The organism is Porphyrobacter sp. YT40, assembly GCF_006542605.1.
Taxonomy (GTDB): domain Bacteria; phylum Pseudomonadota; class Alphaproteobacteria; order Sphingomonadales; family Sphingomonadaceae; genus Erythrobacter.
This window is the reverse complement of record NZ_CP041222.1, coordinates 2,640,349-2,659,839: the sequence shown is the minus strand read 5'-3', so window position 1 is coordinate 2,659,839 and position 19,491 is coordinate 2,640,349. Positions and strand designations below refer to the sequence as shown.

The window sequence follows — 19,491 nt, the reverse complement described above, 5'->3', positions numbered from 1 at the left end:
GGGTTTATTTACCCCTCCATCCACTCTTCGAAGAACCGCTGGTTCGCGGCGCGCAACTCGCTGAGCGGCACGCCGAGCACCGAATCGCCGCCCACCGTGCCGATCCGCTGAAAGCCGATCTGCGCGGTTTCGTCGTTGCGCGTGCCCTTGGCGAGCGCTGCGTTGAGCGCGGCGACATCGGGCACGGTGACGAGATAGCGGCCCTGATCCTCGCCGAACCACCACTGCGCGGGGGTGTAGGCGGGGTTGGCCGCCTCGGTTTCCGCCCCGATCCCGCCGGCGAGCGCCATCTCGGCGAGCGCGACCGCAAGGCCGCCGTCGGAAAGGTCGTGAACCGCGTTGACGAGGCCGTCAGCGATCAGTTCGTGGATGATCTCGCCCGCGTTCTTCTCCACGGTCAGGTCGGTGGGAGGGGTGCGTCCGGCTTCCATGCCCTTGACCACGCGCAGCCACAGCGAGCGGCCGAGGTGCGAGCGGGTGGGATCGGGCTTGGCCCAGAACTCGGGGCCGACGAGGTAGATCGCGTCGCCTTCGTTCTTGAAGTGCATCGTCATCATCTTCGAAAGATCGGTGATGATGCCGACGCCGCCAATGGCCGGGGTGGGGAGGATCGCCGAGCCGCCGCCGGTAGCCTTGCTTTCGTTGTAGAGGCTCACATTGCCGCTCACGATCGGGAAATCGAGCAGGCGGCAGGCATCGCCCATGCCTTCGAGCGCGTGGACGATCTGCGCCATGATCTCGGGGCGTTGCGGATTGGCGAAGTTGAGGCAGTTCGTCACCGCCAAGGGCCGCGCGCCGACCGCGCACAGGTTGCGATAAGCCTCGGCAATCGCCTGCTTGCCGCCTTCATAGGGGTCGGCGAAGACATAGCGCGGGGTGCAATCGGTGGTGATCGCGAGCGCCTTGCCGGTGCCATGGACGCGCACCACGCCCGCATCGCCGCCGGTCTGGAGCGTGTCGGCACCGACCTGCGAATCATACTGCTCGGCGATCCAACGGCGCGAGGCGAGGTCGGGGGAGGCCATCATGGTGAGAAGATCGGCGGCGATGTCGTCGCTCGCAGGCACTTCGCCGAGCGGTTTGATCCCGGCCCAGGCGGTGTAATCTTCCTTGGACAAGTAGGGCCGGTCGTAGAGTGGCGCTTCGTCCGCGAGCGGGGCGAGGGGGATGTCGCACACGACCTCGCCATTGAATTCGAGCACCATGTGCCCGGTGTCGGTGACTTCGCCGATGACAGCGAAATCGAGCTCCCACTTCTTGAAGATCGCCTCGGCCATGGCTTCCTTGCCGGGCTTCAGCACCATGAGCATCCGCTCCTGGCTCTCCGAGAGCATCATCTCGTAGGGCGTCATGCCCTCTTCGCGGCAGGGCACCTTGTTCATGTCGAGCCGAATGCCCGCGCCGCCCTTGGAGGCCATTTCGACGCTCGAGGAGGTGAGACCCGCCGCGCCCATGTCCTGAATGGCGACGATGGCGTCGGTCGCCATCAGTTCGAGGCAGGCCTCGATCAGCAGCTTTTCGGTGAAGGGATCGCCGACCTGCACCGTCGGGCGCTTGGCCTCGGCATCTTCGCCGAAGTCCGCGCTCGCCATGGTCGCGCCGTGGATGCCGTCACGCCCGGTCTTGCTTCCGACATAGACGATCGGATTGCCGAGGCCGGTGGCAGCCGAGTAGAAAATCTTGTCCTGATCGGCGACGCCCACGGTCATCGCGTTGACGAGGATGTTACCATCGTAAGCCGGGTGGAAGTTCGTCTCCCCCGCGACCGTCGGCACGCCGACGCAATTGCCGTAGCCGCCGATCCCGGCGACCACGCCCTGCACCAGATGCTTCATCTTGGGATGCTCGGGCCGCCCGAAGCGCAGCGCATTGGCGTTGGCCATCGGCCGCGCGCCCATGGTGAACACGTCGCGCAGGATGCCGCCCACGCCTGTCGCCGCGCCCTGATAGGGCTCGATGTAGGAGGGGTGGTTGTGGCTCTCCATCTTGAAGATCGCCGCCTGACCATCCCCGATGTCGATCACGCCGGCATTCTCACCCGGGCCGCAGATCACCCACGGCGCTTCCGTGGGCAGCTTCTTGAGGTGCAGGCGCGAGGACTTGTAGCTGCAATGCTCCGACCACATCACCGAAAAGATGCCGAGCTCGACAAGGTTCGGCTCGCGGCCCAGCGCGTGGAGGACACGCTCGTATTCCTCGGCGGAAAGGCCGTGCTGTTCGACGATTTCGGGGGTGATTGCGCTCATTGGGGGACTCCTTGCCGCGCCCCCTAGATTACTGGAGCGCGAAGGCCAAGTTGCCGCGCTTCCGGAACCAGCGATTTTTGCTCACCCATGCGGCGAGTGCGGTCAGCAGGCCAAAGGCGATCAGCGCTTGAAGGTAGACCAGCAGTCCGGCGCTATCGGGATGGGGGGCAAGCCAGTTGATCGCCTGAAGCAGCAGCATGACCCCCGCCAGCACCAGCGGCGGCCCCGCCGGGCCGCGCGTGCGGCGCAGGTAGAAGGCAAAGGCCGCGCCCGTCAGCCCCAGTTCCAGCGGCACCGCGACCCAGGGCACGTTCCACAGGCCGAGGCCCAGCTTGGGCGGCGTGCCGTCGATGGTGAGGTCGGGAATATGTACCAGCCAGTCGAGCACCCAGTGCGAGACCACCACCAGCCCCGCCAGTGCCCCTGTGCCGAGGCTGCGGTCGCGCAGCGCCACGATGCCGAGCAGGGCCGCGGCCCAGATCATCGTGCCCAAGAGGCTGTGTGTATAGGGCATGTCGTAGAGGTCGTAAGGCACCATCACGCTCGCCGCAGGGTCAATCCGCATATGCTCGACCCCGATGGCGGCGAGCGCGAAGAAGCCCCAATCGACCAGCTGCGCAGCGACGAACATCGTCGCCAGCCGGGGCCGTTCCGGGCTGACGGCAGCGGCGACGAAGGCCGGGGCGAAGTGGCCGATGAACATCTCAGGCGGCAGGCGTGGCGGGCGCGAAGCGCAGGACGGCCCAGCACGCGAGCGAGCTCGCCGCGCCGGTGACGAAGGCGCCCCACAGGATGTCGAGCACGCTGATCTGGGTCGACCACACCTTCATCACCGCCTGGCTGGTGAGGTCGAAGGTCGCGTAGCACAGCGCGCCGAGCAGAATGCCGTTGAGCATCGCCGCCTGCACCCCGCCGCCTTCGAGGCCGGGCTTGATCGCGAACCAGCACATCCCGGCGATGTAGATGAGGTAGAAGGCGATGGCCGCAGGCAGGTTGAAATCCTTGGCCATGATCTCGCCGATCACCGGCTTGTAGAGATTGACCGAGGCCCAGCGCAGCCACACCGCATCGAGCATGAGAAACGACAGCGCCGCAACGCCATAGGCGATGATCCACTTCAGCAGCATGAGTGCGATTATCCTGTGTTGGTTGATCCCGCCCGATGCCGCGCAGCCTTGACCGCACCGCCGCGCCCCGTCAATGCTCGCGGACATGGACAAGGGCACTTCATCACCGGCTGCGGCCGGGCAGGACATCGCGCAATTAAGCTTCGAGCAGGCGCTCGGTCAGCTTGAGCAGATCGTGCAGCAGCTGGAACGCGGCGACGTGCCGCTCGACCAGTCGATCAGCCTCTACGAACGCGGCGAGGCGCTGCGTGCGGCGTGCCAGCAGCGGCTCGATGCGGCGCAGGCGCGGATCGAGAAGATCGTCACCGGTGCCGATGGCCGGGCGAGCGGCACCCGCCCGTTCGACGCGGAAGGTTGAGCGTGATGCTGGTGGAAAGCGGCAGCACGCTGCTTGGGGACGCGATCAGGAGCGTCCAGTCCGACATCGATTCGCTGTTCGATGCGCTGCTCCCGGTGCCCGACGATACCAGCGCGCGCCTGATCGAGGCGATGCGCTATGCCGCGATCGGCGGCGGCAAGCGGGTGCGTCCGCTGCTGGTGTGCAGCACCGCGGGCCTGTTCGGCGTGTCGCGCGATGCCGCCCTGCGCGCCGGGGCGGCGATCGAGGCGATCCACGTCTATTCGCTGATCCACGACGACTTGCCCTGCATGGACAATGACGATCTGCGCCACGGCAAGCCGACTCTGCACAAGGTCTATGACGAGGCGACCGCCGTGCTGGCGGGCGATGCGCTCCACGCGCTCGCTTTCGAAATCCTCGCCGATGAGGGCACCAGCACCGATCCCTTTACCCGCTCCGAACTGATCCTGACGCTGGGCAAGGCCTCGGGGATGCACGGCATGGCCGGCGGGCAGATGATGGACATGGTCGCCGACGAGGAGGGCGTAACCTACGATCTCCACACCATCACCCGGCTGCAACAGCTCAAGACCGGCGCGCTGCTGGCCGCCAGCGTCGAGATGGGCGCGATCCTCGGCAAGGTGGCGCCGCAGGGCCGGGCGCATCTGCGCGCCTATGCCCGCGACATCGGCCTCGCCTTCCAGATCGCCGACGACTTGCTCGATGTCGTCGGAGACGAGGACAAGGCGGGCAAGGCGCTGCGCAAGGATGACGAACAAGGCAAACAGACCTTCGTCACGCTGCTGGGCGTCGATCGCGCCCGCGAACAGGCGCGTGCGCTGGTCGATCAGGCTGTCGAGCGGCTATCGTCCTACGGCGCGGAGGCCGACATCCTGCGCGCGCTCGCCCGCTACATCGTCGAACGCGACCGCTGATCACCGGCGGCCCGCCACACGCATAGGCACTGCAAGGGGGACAACATGGCATTCCGGCAAGTCGTTCAGGAAGAAACCTATGGCGGGGTGACGATGCGCATCCACCGCTTCGTCGAAAAGAAGATGGTGGCGCGCGGGATCCCCACCGGGGTCGAAGGGCAGCTCCACTACATCGCCGAGCCGACCGACGTGCATCAGCTCGAAATCGTGCTCAACAACGCCTCGGCGCTGATCGAACCGGGGGCGCTGCAATATTCCTACGGTAATCTCAGTGCCGAAATCGTGCGGCACGAGGCGCAGAAGGGCTTTTTCGCGCGTGCGGCGGCTTCGGCGGCGACGGGCGAATCGGCCCACGCGACGCGCTATTCAGGCAGCGGCACGATCTGGTGCGAGCCGGTGCGCAAGCACTTCATCCTCGCCACGATGGACGGCCCGCAGGATGCCCTGCTGCTGGATGACCGTGCATTCTATGCCTGCTCTGCGGAGATTGCGCTCTCCACCCACATGCACAAGTCGATCTCGGGCATGTTCTCGGGCAATGGCCTCGCCCAGCCCAAGATCACCGGGGCGGGGGTGTTCGCGGTGGAAAGCCCGGTGCCCGTCACGGAGATCGACGAAATCGCCGTGCTGCCGGGGCAGGAAGTCGTGGTCGATGGCGATTTCATGCTGATGTATTCGGCGAACCTCGAAGTCACCATCGGCCCGCTGGTGGCCGGGCTGCGCAATGCGATGCGATCGGGCGAGGGCTTCGTCTACAAGCTGCGCGGGCAGGGCGCGGTGTGGGTAACGCCGTCGTCGCGCATCGCCTGACCCGGCCCGAGCCCGAGAGAGGACACGCAGCATGAGCCGCCGCATCGGGATCTATCCCGGCACCTTCGATCCCATCACCCTGGGCCACGCCGACATCATCCGGCGCGGCTCCAAGCTGGTCGATCACCTGATCATCGGGGTGACCACCAATCCTTCCAAGAACCCGATGTTCTCGACCGAGGAACGCTTCCACATGGTCGAGCGCGAGGTGGCGAACATGGGGCTCGGCAATGTCGAGGTGGTGGGCTTCAATGCGCTGCTGGTGAAGTTCGCGCAGAAGATGGGCGCCAATGTCATCATCCGCGGCCTGCGCGCGGTCGCCGATTTCGAATACGAATATCAGATGGCGGGCATGAACCAGCAGCTCGACGACGATATCGAAACCGTGTTCCTGATGGCCGATGTCTCGCTGCAACCGATCGCGTCCAAGCTGGTCAAGGAAATCGCGGTCTATGGCGGCGATATCGCCCGCTTCGTCAGCGCGCCGGTGTGCGAGGAAGTGGTCGCACGGGTGCGCGAACACGGGCTCAAGGGCGATTACTGACGCGCGCTTGTCCACACGCGCCGCCTTCGTTCATTGCAGTGTCAGACCGGCGGGGCTAAACGCCCGGCTGAAATCCGGATGGAACCATGATCACAGCCAAGTTTGCCACTGCCTTTGCCGCTTTCGCCCTTTTCGCCGCGCCGCAGGCCGCCTTCGCGCAAAAGCAAAAGGACGACACCCCGCCCGAGGCTTTCGGCGAGAACGCCGAAAAGCCCGACGCGGATGAGGCCGCAATGCCCGTCGCTCCGCGCACCTATGCGCCGATCAATTTCGATCCGACGGTCGATCCCGAGAACGTCTGGGTGCTCGACCTGTCGAATGGCGAGCGAGTCAAGATCCGCCTTCAGGCCGGTTGGGCCCCCGGTCATGTCGAGCGGATCAAGACGCTGACCCGCGCGGGCTTCTACAACGGAGTGGTGTTCCACCGCGTGATCGATGGCTTCATGGCGCAGGGCGGCGATCCGACCGGCACCGGGCAGGGCGGCAGCGAACTTCCCGATCTCAAGGCCGAATTCAACCCCATGCCCCACGTGCGCGGCACGCTGTCGATGGCGCGCGCCTCGGAAGAGGACAGCGCCAACAGCCAGTTCTTCATCGTCTTCTACCCGCGCTTCAGCCTCGACAAGAAATACACCAATTTCGGCCGGGTGATCGAGAACATGGAAGCGGTGGACGCCATCAACCGGGGCGAACCGCCGCAAAACCCGACTTACATCGTCCAGGCCTCGCTCGGCAGCGACAACCTGCCGCCTCCGCCGCCGCCCGCGCCGGCCGAGGATGCGCCGATCTCGGCCGACATGCTGAGCGCGCCGCTGCCCTAAGGCTCTTCCCTCACAGGGCACGCGGCTCTATGCGCGCGGCCCATGAAGGTTGACCTGTTCGATTTCGAGCTTCCGCAAGAGCGTATCGCGCTGCGCCCCGTGCGCCCGCGCGATGCGGCGCGGATGCTGGTGGTGCGGGGGGGTGATGCCCCGTTCGAGGACCGCGGCTTGCGCGATCTACCGCAATTGCTGAACCCCGGCGATGTGCTGGTGTTCAACGACACCCGCGTCATTCCCGCCCAGCTCGAAGGCCGCCGCGCTGACGGTGAAGCCAGGATCGGCGCGACTTTGCACAAGCGGATCGACCTCAGACGCTGGCAGGCCTTCCTCAGAAACGCCAAGCGGGTGAAGATCGGCGACCAACTGGTGTTCGGCGGCGGCGTCACCGCGCGGGCCGAGGAGCGCCATGCCGACGGCTCGCTGACCTTGCTTTTCGAGGGCGAGGAGCCAGTCGAAGTCCTGCTCGACCGCGCGGGCACCATGCCGCTGCCGCCCTATATCGCGAGCAAGCGCGGGGTCGATGCCCAAGACCTCGAAGACTACCAGACCATGTTCGCGCGCGAAGAGGGTGCGGTTGCCGCTCCCACCGCCTCACTGCACTTTACGCAAAGGCTGGTCGACGCGATTGACGCCGCCGGAATCGGGCGCGCGATGCTGACGCTGCATGTTGGGGCGGGGACGTTCCTTCCGGTGAAGGCCGAGGACACCGACGACCACCGGATGCACGCCGAATTCGGGCGCATCTCCGCCGAAACCGCCGACCGGCTCAATGCCGCACGCGCTGCCGGAGGCCGGATCATCGCAGTCGGCACCACTTCGCTGCGGTTGCTGGAAAGCGCGGTGGACGAGAACGGCGTGATCCAGCCTTTCGCGGGCGACACCGCGATCTTCATCACGCCCGGCTACAAGCTCCGCGCGGTCGACGGGCTGATGACCAATTTCCACCTGCCCAAATCGACCCTGATGATGCTCGTTTCTGCGCTCATGGGGCGCGAGCGGATGATGGCGGCCTATGCCCACGCCATCGCGAACGAATACCGCTTCTATTCCTATGGTGACTCCTCGCTGCTGCTCCCGTAATCGGTGGCAATGAGCGAACCCATCCTCTCACTCCGCGGCCTCACCAAGACCTACAAGAACGGCCCGCGCGCGCTCGACAATGTCGATCTCGATATCCGCAAAGGCGAGATTTTCGCGCTGCTCGGGCCGAACGGGGCGGGCAAGACCACGCTGATCGGCGCGGTGTGCGGGCTGGTGCGGCCGAGCGGCGGGACGATGCACGCTTTCGGGCACGATCTCGCGCGCGACTGGCGGCGGGCGCGGGCGCGGATCGGGCTGGTGCCGCAGGAACTCGCCACCGACATGTTCGAAACCGTGCGCCGCGCGGTCACCTATTCGCAAGGCCTGTTCGGCAAGCCGCACGATCCGGCGCGGATCGAGGATATCCTGCGCAGCCTCTCGCTGTGGGACAAGCGCGATGCGCAGATCCGCGCGCTCTCGGGCGGGATGAAGCGCCGCGTGCTGATCGCCAAGGCGCTGGCGCATGATCCTGAGCTGCTGTTTCTCGACGAGCCCACAGCGGGCGTCGATGTCGAGCTGCGCAAGGACATGTGGCAGCAGATCGCCGCGTTGAAGGAGCGCGGCGTCACGATCATCCTCACCACCCACTACATCGAGGAGGCCGAGGAAATGGCCGACCGCGTCGGCATCATTCAGGGCGGGCGCATCCTCATGGTGGACGAGAAGCGCGCGATGATGGAGCGATTGGGCACCACCGAGGCGGTGATCGATCTCGCCGCGCCGCTTGCCGCGCTGCCGCCTGCCATCGCCAGCTTCCCGGTCGAACTCGCCGAGGGCGGCACGCGGATCGTCTATCGCGGCGGCAACGGGCAGGGCGGGGGCCGGGCGCAGGTCGCAGAACTCACCCAGGCCCTCGCGCGCGAAGGCATCGTCTACACCAGCATCGACATCCACGATTCTTCGCTCGAGGATATTTTCGTCGGCCTGCTGGGCAGCAAGTCGGAGGCGGCGTGATGCATTTCAAATTGCGCAGCGCGCTCGCCATCTACCAGCGAGAGATGGCCCGCGCCTTCCGCACCGCATTCCAGTCGATCCTGTCGCCGGTGCTGACCACCTCGCTCTATTTCGTGGTGTTCGGCAGCGTCATCGGGGCGCGGATGGAGCCGATCGGCGGGGTGCCTTATGGCGCCTTCATCATCCCCGGTCTGCTGATGCTCACCCTGCTGGGGGAGACCACCAGCAACGCCAGCTTCGGCATCTACATGCCGCGCTTCACCGGCACGATCTACGAATTGCTTTCCGCTCCCGTCGGCGTCGCCGAGACGCTTGCCGGTTTCGTCGGTGCGGCGATGACCAAGGGGCTGATCCTCGCCGCGATCATCCTCGCCACGGCGACATTTTTCGTCGATTACCAGATCAAATACCCGCTGTTCGCCGCCTTCTACATCATGCTGGTAGCGGCAAGCTTCGCGTTGTTCGGCTTCATTCTCGGCATCTGGGCTGACAGCTTCGAAAAGCTCGGGATCATTCCGCTGCTGATCCTCACGCCGCTGACGTTTCTGGGCGGCACCTTCTACTCGATCCGCGAACTGCCCGCACCATGGGACGCAATGGCGCTCGCCAACCCGATCGCCTTTCTGGTGAGTGGTTTGCGCTTTTCCTTCTACGGTGTGGCAGATGTGCCGATCGCCCTGTCTCTAGGCCTGACAATCGCGTTTCTGGCGATCTGCGTCATTGTTATTGCAATCATTTTTTGCACCGGATGGCGTTTGCGCGAGTGAACGGATCTATCCGACGAAAGGCGTTGGTCGGACATTATACACCGTTCGGCAGACATTAATGTTGCTTGCACGCTTCGTTCATTGCGCAGCAAGCGGATCGATCCCATCTGCGGTCCACGTGTCGTCCCAAGCGGGCGACCGGGAATTAGAACAAGGATCAACTCCATGAAAAAGATCGCCTACACCACTCTCGCCGCCATCGGCGCGATCGCTCTTCCGGCTGCCGCCCAGGCGCAGTCGACCGAAGGCGCCGACATCACCATCGGGGCTTCCGTTGGTCTGCACGACCTCGGCATCGACCTCGGCGATCTCGACGCCGATGACGGCGAATTCGACGATTTCAGCATCGATGACAGCGCCGAAATCTACGGCGGCTTCATCGCGGCCGACTTCCCGCTCAGTGAAAGCCTGTTCGCCGGCGTCGAAGGCAACGCGCACTTCGGCAGCGGCCCGATCGAGGCGGAATACGGCGTTTCGGCCCGTCTCGGTTTCAAGACCGAAGGCGGCAGCAAGATCTACGCCCGCGGCGGTTACCAGTGGGTCGACCTCGATGTCGAAAACCTGACCGGCGTGAGCGAAGACTTCCTCGACGACAACGACATCCCGGTGAGCGATGTTGGCGGCGATTACCTCGTCGGCGTCGGCGTCGAAGTGCCGGTGAGCTCGGTGGTGCTGCGCGCCAATGTCGACACCATCGCCTTCGACACCCTGCGCGGGACCGTCGGCGTTGGCTTCAAGTTCTAAGCCGTCTCAAGACAAAGGGGAGGCGGCACGCCGCTTCCCCGCACGTCACCTCCTGGTGGCGAAAGGGGCCGACCCGTTCGGCCCCTTTTTTGTGTGTGCGGCAAAAGCCGTTCCGACGCGCGGCCATGCCGCCTTTAGTGGTGACAGGCCAGCCGCACCCCGCTAGCGCGCGGGGCGCAATGACCGCACCCCGTTTCTCCTTCACTCTCCACGCGACCGACGGCAAGGCTCGCACCGGCACCATCGCGATGCAGCGCGGCGAAATCCGCACCCCCGCCTTCATGCCCGTGGGCACCGCCGCCACTGTGAAGGCGATGAAGCCTGAGGCCGTGCGCCAGACCGGCGCGGACATTATCCTCGGCAACACCTACCACCTGATGCTGCGCCCCGGCGCCGAGCGCGTCGCCCGGCTTGGCGGCTTGCACAGCTTCATGAACTGGCAGCGCCCGATCCTGACCGATAGCGGCGGCTATCAGGTGATGAGCCTTTCGGAACTGCGCAAACTGACCGAGCAGGGCGTCGAGTTCCGCAGCCACTTGGACGGCAGCAAGCACATGATCACGCCCGAGCGCAGCATGGAAATCCAGCGCCTGCTCGGCAGCGACATCGTGATGGCCTTCGACGAATGCCCCCGTGCCGACCGTCCGCGTGACGAGATCGCCGCCTCGATGGAACTCTCGATGCGCTGGGCGAAGCGCAGCCGCGAAGGCTTCGATGCGGGGGAGGAACACGCTTCCCGCGCCGCGCTGTTCGGCATCCAGCAAGGCGCGCTCCACGAAGACCTGCGCCGCATCAGCGCCGACAAGCTCTCCGACATCGGTTTCGATGGCTATGCGGTCGGCGGGCTGGCCGTGGGCGAGGGGCAGGAAGCGATGTTCGGCGTGCTCGACTACGCGCCCGACATGCTGCCGGCCGACCGCCCGCGCTACCTGATGGGCGTGGGCAAGCCCGACGATCTCGTTGGCGCGGTCGAGCGCGGGATCGACATGTTCGATTGCGTGCTGCCGACCCGCTCGGGCCGCAACGGGCAGGCCTTCACCTGGAACGGCCCGCTCAACCTGAGGAATGCGCGCTTTGCCGAGGACACCGGCCCGCTCGACGCGCGCTGCCATTGTCCAGTCTGCACCACCTACAGCCGCGCCTACATCCACCACCTCGTGAAATCGGGCGAGATGCTCGGCGCGATGCTGGTGACCGAGCACAATCTCAGCTTCTATCAGGCCTTGATGGGAGCCATGCGGACTGCCATTGCCGCAGGGACATTCACCGATTTTGCCGCTGCCTTCCGGCGCGATTACCTTGGAAGTTCCGCTTGATGCCCAAACTGCCCGAAGACTGCCAGACCATGGCCGACGTGCGCGAAGGCGTCGATGCGCTCGACCGCGAGCTGGTGGCGCTGCTGGCGAAGCGGTTCGGCTACATGCGCGCCGCCGCCCGGATCAAGCCCACCCGCGATGCCGTGCGCGATGAGGCGCGCAAGGCCAGCGTGATCGCCGCCGCCGTCGCCGAGGCCGAGGCAGCGGGCATTCCCGGCGATGTCGTCGCCGATATCTGGGAGCGTCTGGTCGAAGGCTCGATCGCCTATGAATTCGGCGAATGGGACCGCGTGCGAGCCTAGCTTCGGTCGGGCGCAACGCGATGATGGCACCGTCCCGCATCGCCATCCTGCCGCCAGAGGATTGCCGCAATGACCGATGATCTGGTCTTTGGCTGGCGCACCGCGCTGCTGCTTGTGGCCTTCATCCAGCTCCTGCTGATCGCCGCCGCGCTCACCCGTCCGCTTGAAAACCGCGCATCGAACCGCACGCTGGCGGCTTTGCTGGTGGTGCTGGCGGGGATCGTAACCCCCTGGATGATAGGCTTTGCCGGCTTCTATGATCGCTGGCGCTGGCTCAGCTTCGTTCCGGTGTCGATCACGCTCGCCGTCGCCCCGCTGTTCTGGCTCTATGTCCACGCCTTGCTCAAGGGGCATTGGCCGGATCGCGCAAAGCGCCACCTGTTTCCCGCCCTTGCGCAGTTCGCCTATCTGGCGATTTGCTTCCTCGCACTGCCCTTGCCGTTGAAGAACGAATGGCTGGCGCGGCAGGGGCCAGCCTACCAGCTGATCACCGGACTGGGGGTGATGGCGGGGCTCACCGGCTATGGTCTCGCCATCGCCCGCATGATCACGCGCTACCGGGCCGAGCTTCCGCAGCAGGTCGCCGATGCGGAACGCTATGCGCTGGGTTGGCTGGGCCAAGCGATGGCCGCGCTGTTCGTGCTGCTCGCGGTCTGGACGATTTTCGGCGTATGGGATTTTGTCGCGCCGCTCGGCTATCGCGGCCTGATGGGGCTCTATGTGGCGATTGCCGCGATCGCGCTCTTCCTCGGTGTGCAGGGCCTGCGCCATGCCGACCGCCGCTTCCCGATGCCCGAGGTTCCGCCGACCGACAACCAGACGCGCGACTGGGCGGCGCTGGGTCAGGCGTGGGCCGCGACCACGCGCAACCAGCGCTGGCACACCGATCCCGACCTCAGCCTTGCCCTGCTCGCGCGGCGGCTCGGAACCAACACCGGCTATCTCTCGCGCGCGCTCAACGAAGGGCTGGGGATGAACTTCGCCACCTTCGTGGGTCGTCTGCGCTGCGAGACCGTGGCCGATGCCATCGCGGCGGGGCGCAGCGACGATCTGCTCGACCTCGCGCTCGAGGCCGGGTTCAGTTCCAAGGCGAGCTTCAACCGCGCCTTTCGGGCCGAGTATGGCTGCACCCCCTCGACCTATCGCCAAAGACACGTCTCAAAAGGCGAATAGTTCGCCCGATTTCGCCTTTTGCAGCGCATGATGCGCGCGTGCCGCCCATCAGGCTCCGGACAGACAGGAGGCGATCATGCTGGACAGACGGAATTTCATGCGCGGCACCGCGGCGGGCGGGGCCATGCTGACGCTGCCCTTCGCCGCGCGAGCGGTGGCAGACGAGGGCGCGGCGGCGCTCGACGACATGGCGATCCTGCGCGCGGCGCTGGACCTCCATCCCGGGCTCTATCGCTACAACTCCCCGCGCGAGATCGCAGACGGGCTGCTGTGTCTCGAGGTGGCGCAGGGGCGCGCCGCCACGCGCGCCGAGCGCTTCGTGAACCTCCAGCGCTTTCTCTCTTCGATCCGCTGTGGCCACACCCAGTGCAACTTCTACAACCAGTCCGACGCGGTGGCCGCCGAGTTGTTCGAGCGGCCGACGCGGGTGCCCTTCGCCTTCGTTTGGCTTGGGGATGCGATGGTGGTGACCCGCGATCTCAGCGGCACCGGCAAGCTGGAGCCGGGAACGCGCATCGTGACGCTCAATGGCGTGCCGGTGTCGGACATTCTCTACAGCCTGCTCCCGCTCACCCGCGCCGACGGGCACAATGATGCGAAGCGCCGCAGCCAGCTGGAGATGCGCAACACCGACACCTTCGAATATTTCGACGTCTATCAGGGGCTGCTCTTCCCGCCCGAGAACGCGCTGCATCGGATCACCGCCCAGCGGCCAGACGGCAGCGACTTTGCGATCGAGCTGCCGGCCATCGGGCTCGCCGAGCGTCAGGCCGGGCTTTCCGTCCCCGATGACGAGGGCACCGACACCCCGCTCTGGACATGGGAAATGCGCGGCGACGTTGCCGTCCTGACCATGCCGACCTGGGTGATGTACAACACCAAGTGGGACTGGGAGCGCTGGCTCGACGACAGGCTCGCCAGCCTGTCGGGCGCGCGTGGCCTCGTTCTCGACCTGCGCGACAACGAAGGCGGAAACGAGTGCGGGAACGTGATCCTCTCGCGCCTGACCGACAGGGACATCCAGTTCCCCGGGTATCGCAAGCTTGTCCGCTATCGCGAGGTCCCGGCCGCGCTCGACCCCTATCTCGACACGTGGGACCGCAGCTTCCGCAAGATCGGCGTCGAGGCCGAGGATGTCGGCGGCGGGTTCTATGAATTGCCCGGCAAGATCGAGGAAACCGACTTCATCCCCGCAATGGCCCCGCGCCTGACCGTGCCGGTGGCGGCGCTAATCTCGCCGGTGTGCAGTTCGGCGACCTTCTCTTTTGCTCGGCGCGCCAAGGAATCGGGACTTGTCAGGCTGTTCGGCGAGACATCGGGCGGGAACCTGCGCGGGATTAACGGCGGGTCCTATTTTTTCGTGCGCCTGCCGGAGTCCGGGATCGAGTTCGATATTCCGCTGATCGGCTATTTTCCCACCGTCCCGCAGCCCGACGCCGGGGTCGATCCCGACGTTGTCATCCCGCGCAGCATCGCCGACATCGCCGGCGGGCGGGATGCCTGTATGGAGCGAGCGATCGACTGGTTGAGCCGCCGCTGATCCAACGAAAAAGGGCGGCCCCGCAAGGCCGCCCTTTTCGTGTGTCATGCCGTCCGAAGGATCAGCGCGAGTAGAATTCGACCACCAGGTTCGGTTCCATCGTCACCGGGTAAGGCACTTCGTCGAGCTTCGGCACGCGGGTGAAGGTCACCTTGTCGGTGCCATCGGGCATGACGTAGTCGGGAATGTCACGCTCGGCGAGGCTCTGGGCTTCGATCACCAGCGCCATTTCCCTGGCCTTGCTGCCAAGGCTGATCACGTCGCCCACCACCACGCGGCGCGAGGCGATGTTGCACTTGACGCCGTTCACATAGATGTGACCGTGGCTGACGATCTGGCGCGCGGCGAAGATCGTCGGCGCGAACTTGGCGCGGTAGACGACCATGTCCAGACGCTGCTCGAGCAGGCCGATCAGGTTCTGGCTGGTGTCGCCCTTCATGCGCGATGCTTCGGCATAGGTGCGCTTGAACTGCTTTTCGGTGACGTCGCCGTAGTAGCCCTTGAGCTTCTGCTTGGCGCGCAGCTGCAGGCCATAGTCGCTCATCTTGCCCTTGCGGCGCTGGCCATGCTGGCCGGGGCCGTAGGAACGCTTGTTCACCGGGGAATTCGGGCGACCCCAGATGTTTTCGCCCATCCGGCGGTCAAGCTTGTACTTGGCGCTCTTGCGCTTCGACATAAGTCTTCCTTCAATGTGCTGCGCCGCCCCCTGTGGGCAGCGATCTAACCCGGCATCGCTCCATCCCGGACCTTGGGGCGGGATGCGGCCACTGCTTCACCGGGGTGCAGGGCCCATTTGCGAAGGCGCGCGCATAGCAGGATTGGCCCTCGGGTCAAGCGCAGACCGGCCTTGGCTGGCTCAACGGGGGTTGTTCAGCTCGCGCCATTCCTCGACCGTGCGGCAGATCTTGGTCTTGCGGCGGCTCGATGTGTCGAGCTTGACATAGCGGCAGATGCGCTTGTCCTCTTCCGCCTCGGCGTCCGGCTTGGGCGCTTCGGTCTGCGGGGCTTCGGTTTCGGCGGGCTGAACGGTATCGCTGGGCTGCGCGGCCGCGCCGAGGGGAGCAAGCAGCAGGGCGCCGGCCGGGGCCAGCGTGAAACGGCGCGGGAAGTTCATCAGCAATCTCACTTGGTTGGGGGAGAGGGAGCGGATAGTGCTAACCCGCCATTTGCCCCTGTCCAACCCCAATCGACGAACAACTTCAGTCGCGTATCGGGCGCTCCAGCGTGCTGAGGATGCCGCGCAGGGTGCGCACTTCGAGATGGTTCCAGCCCGGCTTGGTCAGCAGGGTGCGCAGGGTCCGGCGGCTCGCCTCGGCGCGGGCGTGGGGAAAGAAATAGTCGCGCGGGGCCAGCAGCTTCTCGAAATGGGCGATCATCGCTTCGAGCTCGTCCTGCGGGGCCGGGGGCAGGGCGTCCTCGGCGGTGGGCTGCACCAGCGTATCACCTGCCGCACCCAGCTCGCGCCCGATTCGCGCCCATTCATAGGCAACCAGAATCACCGCCTGCGCCAGGTTCAGCGACCCGAATTCGGGATTGATCGGGATCGTCAGGATGTTGCGGGCCAGAGCGACGTCCTCGGTTTCAAGCCCCGACCGCTCCGGCCCGAAGATGATCGCGTGACGACCCGCTTCGCTATGGACCAGCCGCCCCGCCTCGTCCGCGCCGATCACCGGCTTGGTGACGCCGCGCTTCCTGACGGTGGTGGCGTGAACATGGGCGCAATCGGCGACGGCTTCGGCGGTGGTGGCAAAGACCTGCGCCTGTTCAAGCACGATGTCGGCCCCCGCCGCCGCCGGCCCGGCCGAGGGGTTGGGCCACCCGTCGCGGGGGCTCACCAGCCGCATCTCGGTCAGCCCGAAATTGAGCATCGCGCGCGCCGCCTTGCCGATATTCTCGCCCAATTGCGGGCGCACGAGCACGATCACTGGCTTGTTGAGTTCGGCCATTTGTTCTTAATCCTTGGCCGCTTGCTGGACGGTGCTTGCAAATTCCTCGAAGTCGCGCGCTTCGGAGAAATCGCGGTAGACGCTGGCGAAGCGGATATAAGCGACCGAGTCGATCTGCCGCAGCCCTTCCATCACCAACTCGCCGATATGGGCGGATGGCACCTCGGCCTCGCCCGAGGTTTCGACCTGGCGCTGGATGCCGCTGATCAGCTGGTCGAGCCGCTCCTGATCGATCCCCCGCTTGCGCGAGGCGAGCGCGATGGACTGTTCGAGCTTGGAGCGGTCGAAGGGTTCGCGCCTGTCTCCGGACTTGACGACCACGACCTCGCGCAACTGCACGCGCTCGAAGGTGGTGAAGCGCGCGCCGCAGGACGAGCACTGGCGACGCCGCCGGATCGAGGCATTGTCCTCGGTCGGGCGGCTATCCTTTACCTGGGTATCGTCATGAGCGCAAAAGGGGCAGCGCATTCAGAGGCTTACTTCTTGATCCGCTGATAAAGTGCGAAGCCGACCCCGGCGGCGAGGCCCAGAGGCCAGGACACGATGGGGAGCAGCGCCCCGGCCACCGCGCCCACGGCAGCGCCGGTCAGCACCGGCGCGGTCGAGGGGTGGTTGAGCCCCTCCTTGGCCATGCCGCTGACCTCGGTCTTCACATCTTCGACCCAGTCCTGGGTGGGGCGCTTGTCCATCAGAAGAGCTCCTTACATGCCGGGATAGACGGGGAAGGCGGCGCACAGCGTGGCGACCCGCTGACGCACGCTCTCTTGGATCTGCGCATCGCCCTCGGGCCCATTTTTCGACAGGCCTTCAACCACTTCGGCGATGAGCTTGCCAATCGTGCGAAACTCCTCCGGGCCGAAGCCGCGGGTGGTGCCCGCGGGGGTGCCCAGACGGATGCCGCTGGTCACGAAGGGCGAGCGGGTGTCGTAGGGGATGCCGTTCTTGTTGCAGGTGAGAAAGGCGCGGTCGAGGCCCTTCTCGGCATCCTTGCCTGTCACGTCCTTGGCGGTCAGGTCGACCAGCATCGAGTGGTTGTCGGTCCCGCCACTGACGATGCGCAGTCCGTTTTCCTCAAGGCTTGCCGCCAGCGCACGGGCATTCTCGACGATGCGGTGGGCGTAATCGCGGAAGCTGGGGTCGAGCGCTTCCTTGAAAGCGACCGCCTTGGCCGCGACGATGTGCATCAGCGGGCCGCCTTGGAGGCCTGGGAAAACCGCCATGTTCAAGGGCTTGGTGTACTTCTCGTCATTCCACAGGATGATCCCCGAGCGGGGGCCGCGAAGGCTCTTGTGGGTGGTCGAGGTGACGATGTCGCAATGCGGGAAGGGCGAGGGGTGCGCGCCGCCTGCGACGAGGCCGGAAATGTGGCTCATGTCACACAGCAGCACCGCGCCCACTTCGTCGGCGATGGCGCGGAAGGCTGGGAAATCCCAGGTGCGCGAATAGGCGGTGCCGCCGCAGATGATGATCTTCGGCTTGCTCTCGCGCGCCTTGGCGGCGACCTCGTCCATGTCGATGGTCTCGGTCTCGCGGCTCACCCCGTAGGACACGACGTTGAACCACTTGCCGCTCATATTGACCGGCGATCCGTGGGTGAGGTGCCCGCCCGAATTGAGATCCAACCCCATGAAGGTGTCGCCCGGATTGAGCAGCGCGAGGAACACCGCCTGGTTCATTTGCGAGCCCGAATTGGGCTGCACATTGGCAAAATTGCAGCCAAACAACTGCTTGGCGCGCTCGATTGCCAGCGTTTCGACCACGTCGGCATAGTCGCAGCCGCCATAATAACGCTTGCCCGGATAGCCCTCGGCGTACTTGTTGGTGAAGACGCTCCCGGCCGCTTCCAGAACCGCGCGGCTCGCGATGTTCTCGCTCGCGATCAGCTCGATCTTGTCGCGCTGACGAGCGAGTTCCTTGCCGATCGCGGCGGCGATTTCGGGATCGGCGTGGGCGAGATCGTCGTTCCAGAAGCCATCCATCGGAGAGGTGCGGGCGGCGAAGTCGAGGGGCGCGGTGCTCATTGATGGGTCTCGATATGATCGGGGGCGAAGGGCGGTTTGCCGAGCTTGCCGACGCGGCGCTGGTGGCGCCCCGCCGGATCGCCGGCATCGGCGAATTCTGTGTCGAGAAAGGTCGCAACGCAGGATTTCGCCATCTCGATCCCTACGAGACGCGCGCCCATCGCGATGCAATTGGCGTCATTATGTTCGCGGGCGAGGGCGGCGGAGAACGGCTCGCTGACCAGAGCGCAACGCACCTGCGGGTGGCGGTTGACGCTGATCGAAATGCCGATACCCGATCCGCACAACGCGATGCCGAATTCCACCGTGCCTTCGGCGACGATTTCGGCCAAGCGGTAGCCGTAATCGGGATAATCGACGCTCTGCCCAGGTTCCGGCCCGAGGTCGGCGACCTCGTGACCGTCTTCCACCAGCCATTCGGCAAGTTCGGACTTCAGCTCTACGGCTGCGTGATCGGAGGCGATGGCGATGCGCATGGGTGCGCTATAAGCGCATGGGCGGGGATTCTCCACCCCTTGCCCGCGGCTTTTCGACCAGCGGTTTGGCAACAAAAGGTCAGGTCCGCGCCTTAAGGGGTGAAGACGGAATTTGCCGACAATCAGGAGACAGCAGAATGAAAGCCAAGTCGAAAGCGCAGCAGAAAGCCGCGGGTGCCGCCCTGTCCGCAAAGCGTGGCGAGACGCCGAAAAAAGACCTCAAGGGTGCATCGAAGGAGATGGTCGATTCGATGAGCGAGGATGAGCTGGAGGAAATGGCGTCGACCAAGCGCGAGTCTTTGCCGGACAAGAAAGGCTGAACGCGCCGCGCATGAAAAACCCCGCCGAA

Annotated in this window: 24 protein-coding genes; 14 read left to right on the top strand and 10 right to left on the bottom strand. The window is 65.5% G+C overall.

Annotated elements, in window-relative coordinates; genetic code table 11:
• Positions 1 to 8: 8 nt before the first annotated feature.
• From purL to E2E27_RS12450, 3 genes are read right to left on the bottom strand one after another with little or no spacing between them, the layout of a single operon-like run.
• Entirely contained in the window at positions 9 to 2,246 is a 2,238-nt protein-coding gene (gene purL, locus E2E27_RS12460) for a phosphoribosylformylglycinamidine synthase subunit PurL (protein WP_141459601.1), read from the bottom strand.
• Positions 2,247 to 2,274: 28 nt separating this feature from the next.
• Complete coding sequence (locus tag E2E27_RS12455) at positions 2,275 to 2,949, bottom strand: hypothetical protein (protein ID WP_141459599.1); 675 nt, start codon at positions 2,947 to 2,949, stop codon at positions 2,275 to 2,277.
• A 1-nt stretch (position 2,950) separates the two neighbouring features.
• Positions 2,951 to 3,373 carry a DUF2177 family protein gene (locus tag E2E27_RS12450; RefSeq protein WP_169712054.1) on the bottom strand — a complete coding sequence of 141 codons (423 nt, stop codon included), beginning with the start codon at positions 3,371 to 3,373 and terminating at the stop codon, positions 2,951 to 2,953.
• An 85-nt stretch (positions 3,374 to 3,458) separates the two neighbouring features.
• Here E2E27_RS12450 and E2E27_RS12445 point away from each other — a divergent pair, with 85 nt between their 5' ends.
• The 13 genes from E2E27_RS12445 to E2E27_RS12385 all read left to right on the top strand — a co-directional run bounded on the left by E2E27_RS12445 (position 3,459) and on the right by E2E27_RS12385 (position 14,699).
• Positions 3,459 to 3,731, top strand: coding sequence for an exodeoxyribonuclease VII small subunit (locus E2E27_RS12445; protein WP_141459597.1), 273 nt, complete (start codon positions 3,459 to 3,461; stop codon positions 3,729 to 3,731).
• A gap of 5 nt (positions 3,732 to 3,736) precedes the next feature.
• A complete protein-coding gene (locus E2E27_RS12440; RefSeq protein WP_141461864.1) occupies positions 3,737 to 4,648 on the top strand; it encodes a polyprenyl synthetase family protein in 912 nt (303 codons plus the stop codon).
• A 45-nt stretch (positions 4,649 to 4,693) separates the two neighbouring features.
• Positions 4,694 to 5,458, top strand: a complete 765-nt coding sequence (locus E2E27_RS12435; RefSeq protein WP_141459595.1) for an AIM24 family protein — start codon at positions 4,694 to 4,696, stop codon at positions 5,456 to 5,458.
• A gap of 31 nt (positions 5,459 to 5,489) precedes the next feature.
• The gene (gene coaD / locus E2E27_RS12430) at positions 5,490 to 6,002 is read left to right on the top strand and encodes a pantetheine-phosphate adenylyltransferase (protein WP_141459593.1); all 513 of its coding nucleotides are present in this window, start codon (positions 5,490 to 5,492) and stop codon (positions 6,000 to 6,002) included.
• An 86-nt stretch (positions 6,003 to 6,088) separates the two neighbouring features.
• Positions 6,089 to 6,823 carry a peptidylprolyl isomerase gene (locus E2E27_RS12425; RefSeq protein WP_141459591.1) on the top strand — a complete coding sequence of 245 codons (735 nt, stop codon included), beginning with the start codon at positions 6,089 to 6,091 and terminating at the stop codon, positions 6,821 to 6,823.
• Between the two features lie 42 nt (positions 6,824 to 6,865).
• Positions 6,866 to 7,903: a tRNA preQ1(34) S-adenosylmethionine ribosyltransferase-isomerase QueA gene (gene queA, locus E2E27_RS12420; protein ID WP_141459589.1), complete on the top strand. Its 1,038-nt coding sequence runs from the start codon at positions 6,866 to 6,868 to the stop codon at positions 7,901 to 7,903.
• Positions 7,904 to 7,912: 9 nt separating this feature from the next.
• Positions 7,913 to 8,857, top strand: coding sequence for an ABC transporter ATP-binding protein (locus tag E2E27_RS12415; protein WP_141459588.1), 945 nt, complete (start codon positions 7,913 to 7,915; stop codon positions 8,855 to 8,857).
• The gene (locus tag E2E27_RS12410) at positions 8,857 to 9,624 is read left to right on the top strand and encodes an ABC transporter permease (protein WP_141459586.1); all 768 of its coding nucleotides are present in this window, start codon (positions 8,857 to 8,859) and stop codon (positions 9,622 to 9,624) included. Before E2E27_RS12415 ends, E2E27_RS12410 begins: the two co-directional genes overlap by 1 nt.
• A gap of 165 nt (positions 9,625 to 9,789) precedes the next feature.
• Positions 9,790 to 10,368: a hypothetical protein gene (locus E2E27_RS12405; protein WP_141459584.1), complete on the top strand. Its 579-nt coding sequence runs from the start codon at positions 9,790 to 9,792 to the stop codon at positions 10,366 to 10,368.
• 179 nt (positions 10,369 to 10,547) lie between these two features.
• Complete coding sequence (tgt, locus tag E2E27_RS12400; RefSeq protein WP_141459582.1) at positions 10,548 to 11,684, top strand: tRNA guanosine(34) transglycosylase Tgt; 1,137 nt, start codon at positions 10,548 to 10,550, stop codon at positions 11,682 to 11,684.
• Complete coding sequence (locus E2E27_RS12395; protein WP_141459580.1) at positions 11,684 to 11,986, top strand: chorismate mutase; 303 nt, start codon at positions 11,684 to 11,686, stop codon at positions 11,984 to 11,986. Before tgt ends, E2E27_RS12395 begins: the two co-directional genes overlap by 1 nt.
• A 69-nt stretch (positions 11,987 to 12,055) precedes the next feature.
• Positions 12,056 to 13,159, top strand: a complete 1,104-nt coding sequence (locus E2E27_RS12390; protein ID WP_141459578.1) for a helix-turn-helix domain-containing protein — start codon at positions 12,056 to 12,058, stop codon at positions 13,157 to 13,159.
• 76 nt (positions 13,160 to 13,235) lie between these two features.
• Complete coding sequence (locus E2E27_RS12385) at positions 13,236 to 14,699, top strand: S41 family peptidase (RefSeq protein ID WP_141459576.1); 1,464 nt, start codon at positions 13,236 to 13,238, stop codon at positions 14,697 to 14,699.
• Positions 14,700 to 14,760: 61 nt separating this feature from the next.
• Here the strand turns inward: E2E27_RS12385 and rpsD are convergent, their stop codons facing one another.
• From rpsD to rpiB, 7 genes are all read right to left on the bottom strand, one after another.
• Positions 14,761 to 15,375, bottom strand: coding sequence for a 30S ribosomal protein S4 (gene rpsD, locus E2E27_RS12380; RefSeq protein ID WP_141459574.1), 615 nt, complete (start codon positions 15,373 to 15,375; stop codon positions 14,761 to 14,763).
• A 180-nt stretch (positions 15,376 to 15,555) separates the two neighbouring features.
• Complete coding sequence (locus E2E27_RS12375) at positions 15,556 to 15,813, bottom strand: hypothetical protein (RefSeq protein WP_141459572.1); 258 nt, start codon at positions 15,811 to 15,813, stop codon at positions 15,556 to 15,558.
• 85 nt (positions 15,814 to 15,898) lie between these two features.
• Complete coding sequence (locus E2E27_RS12370; RefSeq protein ID WP_141459570.1) at positions 15,899 to 16,645, bottom strand: RNA methyltransferase; 747 nt, start codon at positions 16,643 to 16,645, stop codon at positions 15,899 to 15,901.
• 6 nt (positions 16,646 to 16,651) lie between these two features.
• Positions 16,652 to 17,113, bottom strand: a complete 462-nt coding sequence (gene nrdR, locus E2E27_RS12365; RefSeq protein ID WP_141459568.1) for a transcriptional regulator NrdR — start codon at positions 17,111 to 17,113, stop codon at positions 16,652 to 16,654.
• 8 nt (positions 17,114 to 17,121) lie between these two features.
• The gene (locus E2E27_RS12360; protein ID WP_141459566.1) at positions 17,122 to 17,334 is read right to left on the bottom strand and encodes a hypothetical protein; all 213 of its coding nucleotides are present in this window, start codon (positions 17,332 to 17,334) and stop codon (positions 17,122 to 17,124) included.
• Between the two features lie 12 nt (positions 17,335 to 17,346).
• Positions 17,347 to 18,666, bottom strand: coding sequence for a serine hydroxymethyltransferase (gene glyA, locus E2E27_RS12355; RefSeq protein WP_286172679.1), 1,320 nt, complete (start codon positions 18,664 to 18,666; stop codon positions 17,347 to 17,349).
• A complete protein-coding gene (gene rpiB / locus E2E27_RS12350; protein ID WP_141459562.1) occupies positions 18,663 to 19,142 on the bottom strand; it encodes a ribose 5-phosphate isomerase B in 480 nt (159 codons plus the stop codon). The genes glyA and rpiB overlap by 4 nt, the downstream gene beginning before the upstream one ends.
• Before the next feature lie 137 nt (positions 19,143 to 19,279).
• On the opposite strand from rpiB, the gene E2E27_RS12345 reads away from it, so the two are divergent.
• A complete protein-coding gene (locus E2E27_RS12345) occupies positions 19,280 to 19,462 on the top strand; it encodes a DUF3008 family protein (RefSeq protein ID WP_141459560.1) in 183 nt (60 codons plus the stop codon).
• Positions 19,463 to 19,491: the final 29 nt, after the last annotated feature.

Excerpts from the sequence above, each read along its gene's own strand:
- queA (WP_141459589.1), top strand. The coding sequence starts at position 6,866 with ATGAAGGTTGACCTGTTCGATTTCGAGCTTCCGCAAGAGCGTATCGCG.
- E2E27_RS12450 (WP_169712054.1), bottom strand. The coding sequence starts at position 3,373 with ATGCTGCTGAAGTGGATCATCGCCTATGGCGTTGCGGCGCTGTCGTTT.
- E2E27_RS12440 (WP_141461864.1), top strand. The coding sequence starts at position 3,737 with ATGCTGGTGGAAAGCGGCAGCACGCTGCTTGGGGACGCGATCAGGAGC.
- E2E27_RS12360 (WP_141459566.1), bottom strand. The coding sequence starts at position 17,334 with ATGGACAAGCGCCCCACCCAGGACTGGGTCGAAGATGTGAAGACCGAG.
- E2E27_RS12385 (WP_141459576.1), top strand. The coding sequence starts at position 13,236 with ATGCTGGACAGACGGAATTTCATGCGCGGCACCGCGGCGGGCGGGGCC.
- rpiB (WP_141459562.1), bottom strand. The coding sequence starts at position 19,142 with ATGCGCATCGCCATCGCCTCCGATCACGCAGCCGTAGAGCTGAAGTCC.
- E2E27_RS12375 (WP_141459572.1), bottom strand. The coding sequence starts at position 15,813 with ATGAACTTCCCGCGCCGTTTCACGCTGGCCCCGGCCGGCGCCCTGCTG.
- E2E27_RS12345 (WP_141459560.1), top strand. The coding sequence starts at position 19,280 with ATGAAAGCCAAGTCGAAAGCGCAGCAGAAAGCCGCGGGTGCCGCCCTG.
- E2E27_RS12415 (WP_141459588.1), top strand. The coding sequence starts at position 7,913 with ATGAGCGAACCCATCCTCTCACTCCGCGGCCTCACCAAGACCTACAAG.
- E2E27_RS12455 (WP_141459599.1), bottom strand. The coding sequence starts at position 2,949 with ATGTTCATCGGCCACTTCGCCCCGGCCTTCGTCGCCGCTGCCGTCAGC.
- coaD (WP_141459593.1), top strand. The coding sequence starts at position 5,490 with ATGAGCCGCCGCATCGGGATCTATCCCGGCACCTTCGATCCCATCACC.
- E2E27_RS12405 (WP_141459584.1), top strand. The coding sequence starts at position 9,790 with ATGAAAAAGATCGCCTACACCACTCTCGCCGCCATCGGCGCGATCGCT.
- E2E27_RS12395 (WP_141459580.1), top strand. The coding sequence starts at position 11,684 with ATGCCCAAACTGCCCGAAGACTGCCAGACCATGGCCGACGTGCGCGAA.
- rpsD (WP_141459574.1), bottom strand. The coding sequence starts at position 15,375 with ATGTCGAAGCGCAAGAGCGCCAAGTACAAGCTTGACCGCCGGATGGGC.
- E2E27_RS12390 (WP_141459578.1), top strand. The coding sequence starts at position 12,056 with ATGACCGATGATCTGGTCTTTGGCTGGCGCACCGCGCTGCTGCTTGTG.
- E2E27_RS12445 (WP_141459597.1), top strand. The coding sequence starts at position 3,459 with ATGGACAAGGGCACTTCATCACCGGCTGCGGCCGGGCAGGACATCGCG.
- purL (WP_141459601.1), bottom strand. The coding sequence starts at position 2,246 with ATGAGCGCAATCACCCCCGAAATCGTCGAACAGCACGGCCTTTCCGCC.
- E2E27_RS12425 (WP_141459591.1), top strand. The coding sequence starts at position 6,089 with ATGATCACAGCCAAGTTTGCCACTGCCTTTGCCGCTTTCGCCCTTTTC.
- E2E27_RS12435 (WP_141459595.1), top strand. The coding sequence starts at position 4,694 with ATGGCATTCCGGCAAGTCGTTCAGGAAGAAACCTATGGCGGGGTGACG.
- E2E27_RS12410 (WP_141459586.1), top strand. The coding sequence starts at position 8,857 with ATGCATTTCAAATTGCGCAGCGCGCTCGCCATCTACCAGCGAGAGATG.
- glyA (WP_286172679.1), bottom strand. The coding sequence starts at position 18,666 with ATGAGCACCGCGCCCCTCGACTTCGCCGCCCGCACCTCTCCGATGGAT.
- E2E27_RS12370 (WP_141459570.1), bottom strand. The coding sequence starts at position 16,645 with ATGGCCGAACTCAACAAGCCAGTGATCGTGCTCGTGCGCCCGCAATTG.
- nrdR (WP_141459568.1), bottom strand. The coding sequence starts at position 17,113 with ATGCGCTGCCCCTTTTGCGCTCATGACGATACCCAGGTAAAGGATAGC.
- tgt (WP_141459582.1), top strand. The coding sequence starts at position 10,548 with ATGACCGCACCCCGTTTCTCCTTCACTCTCCACGCGACCGACGGCAAG.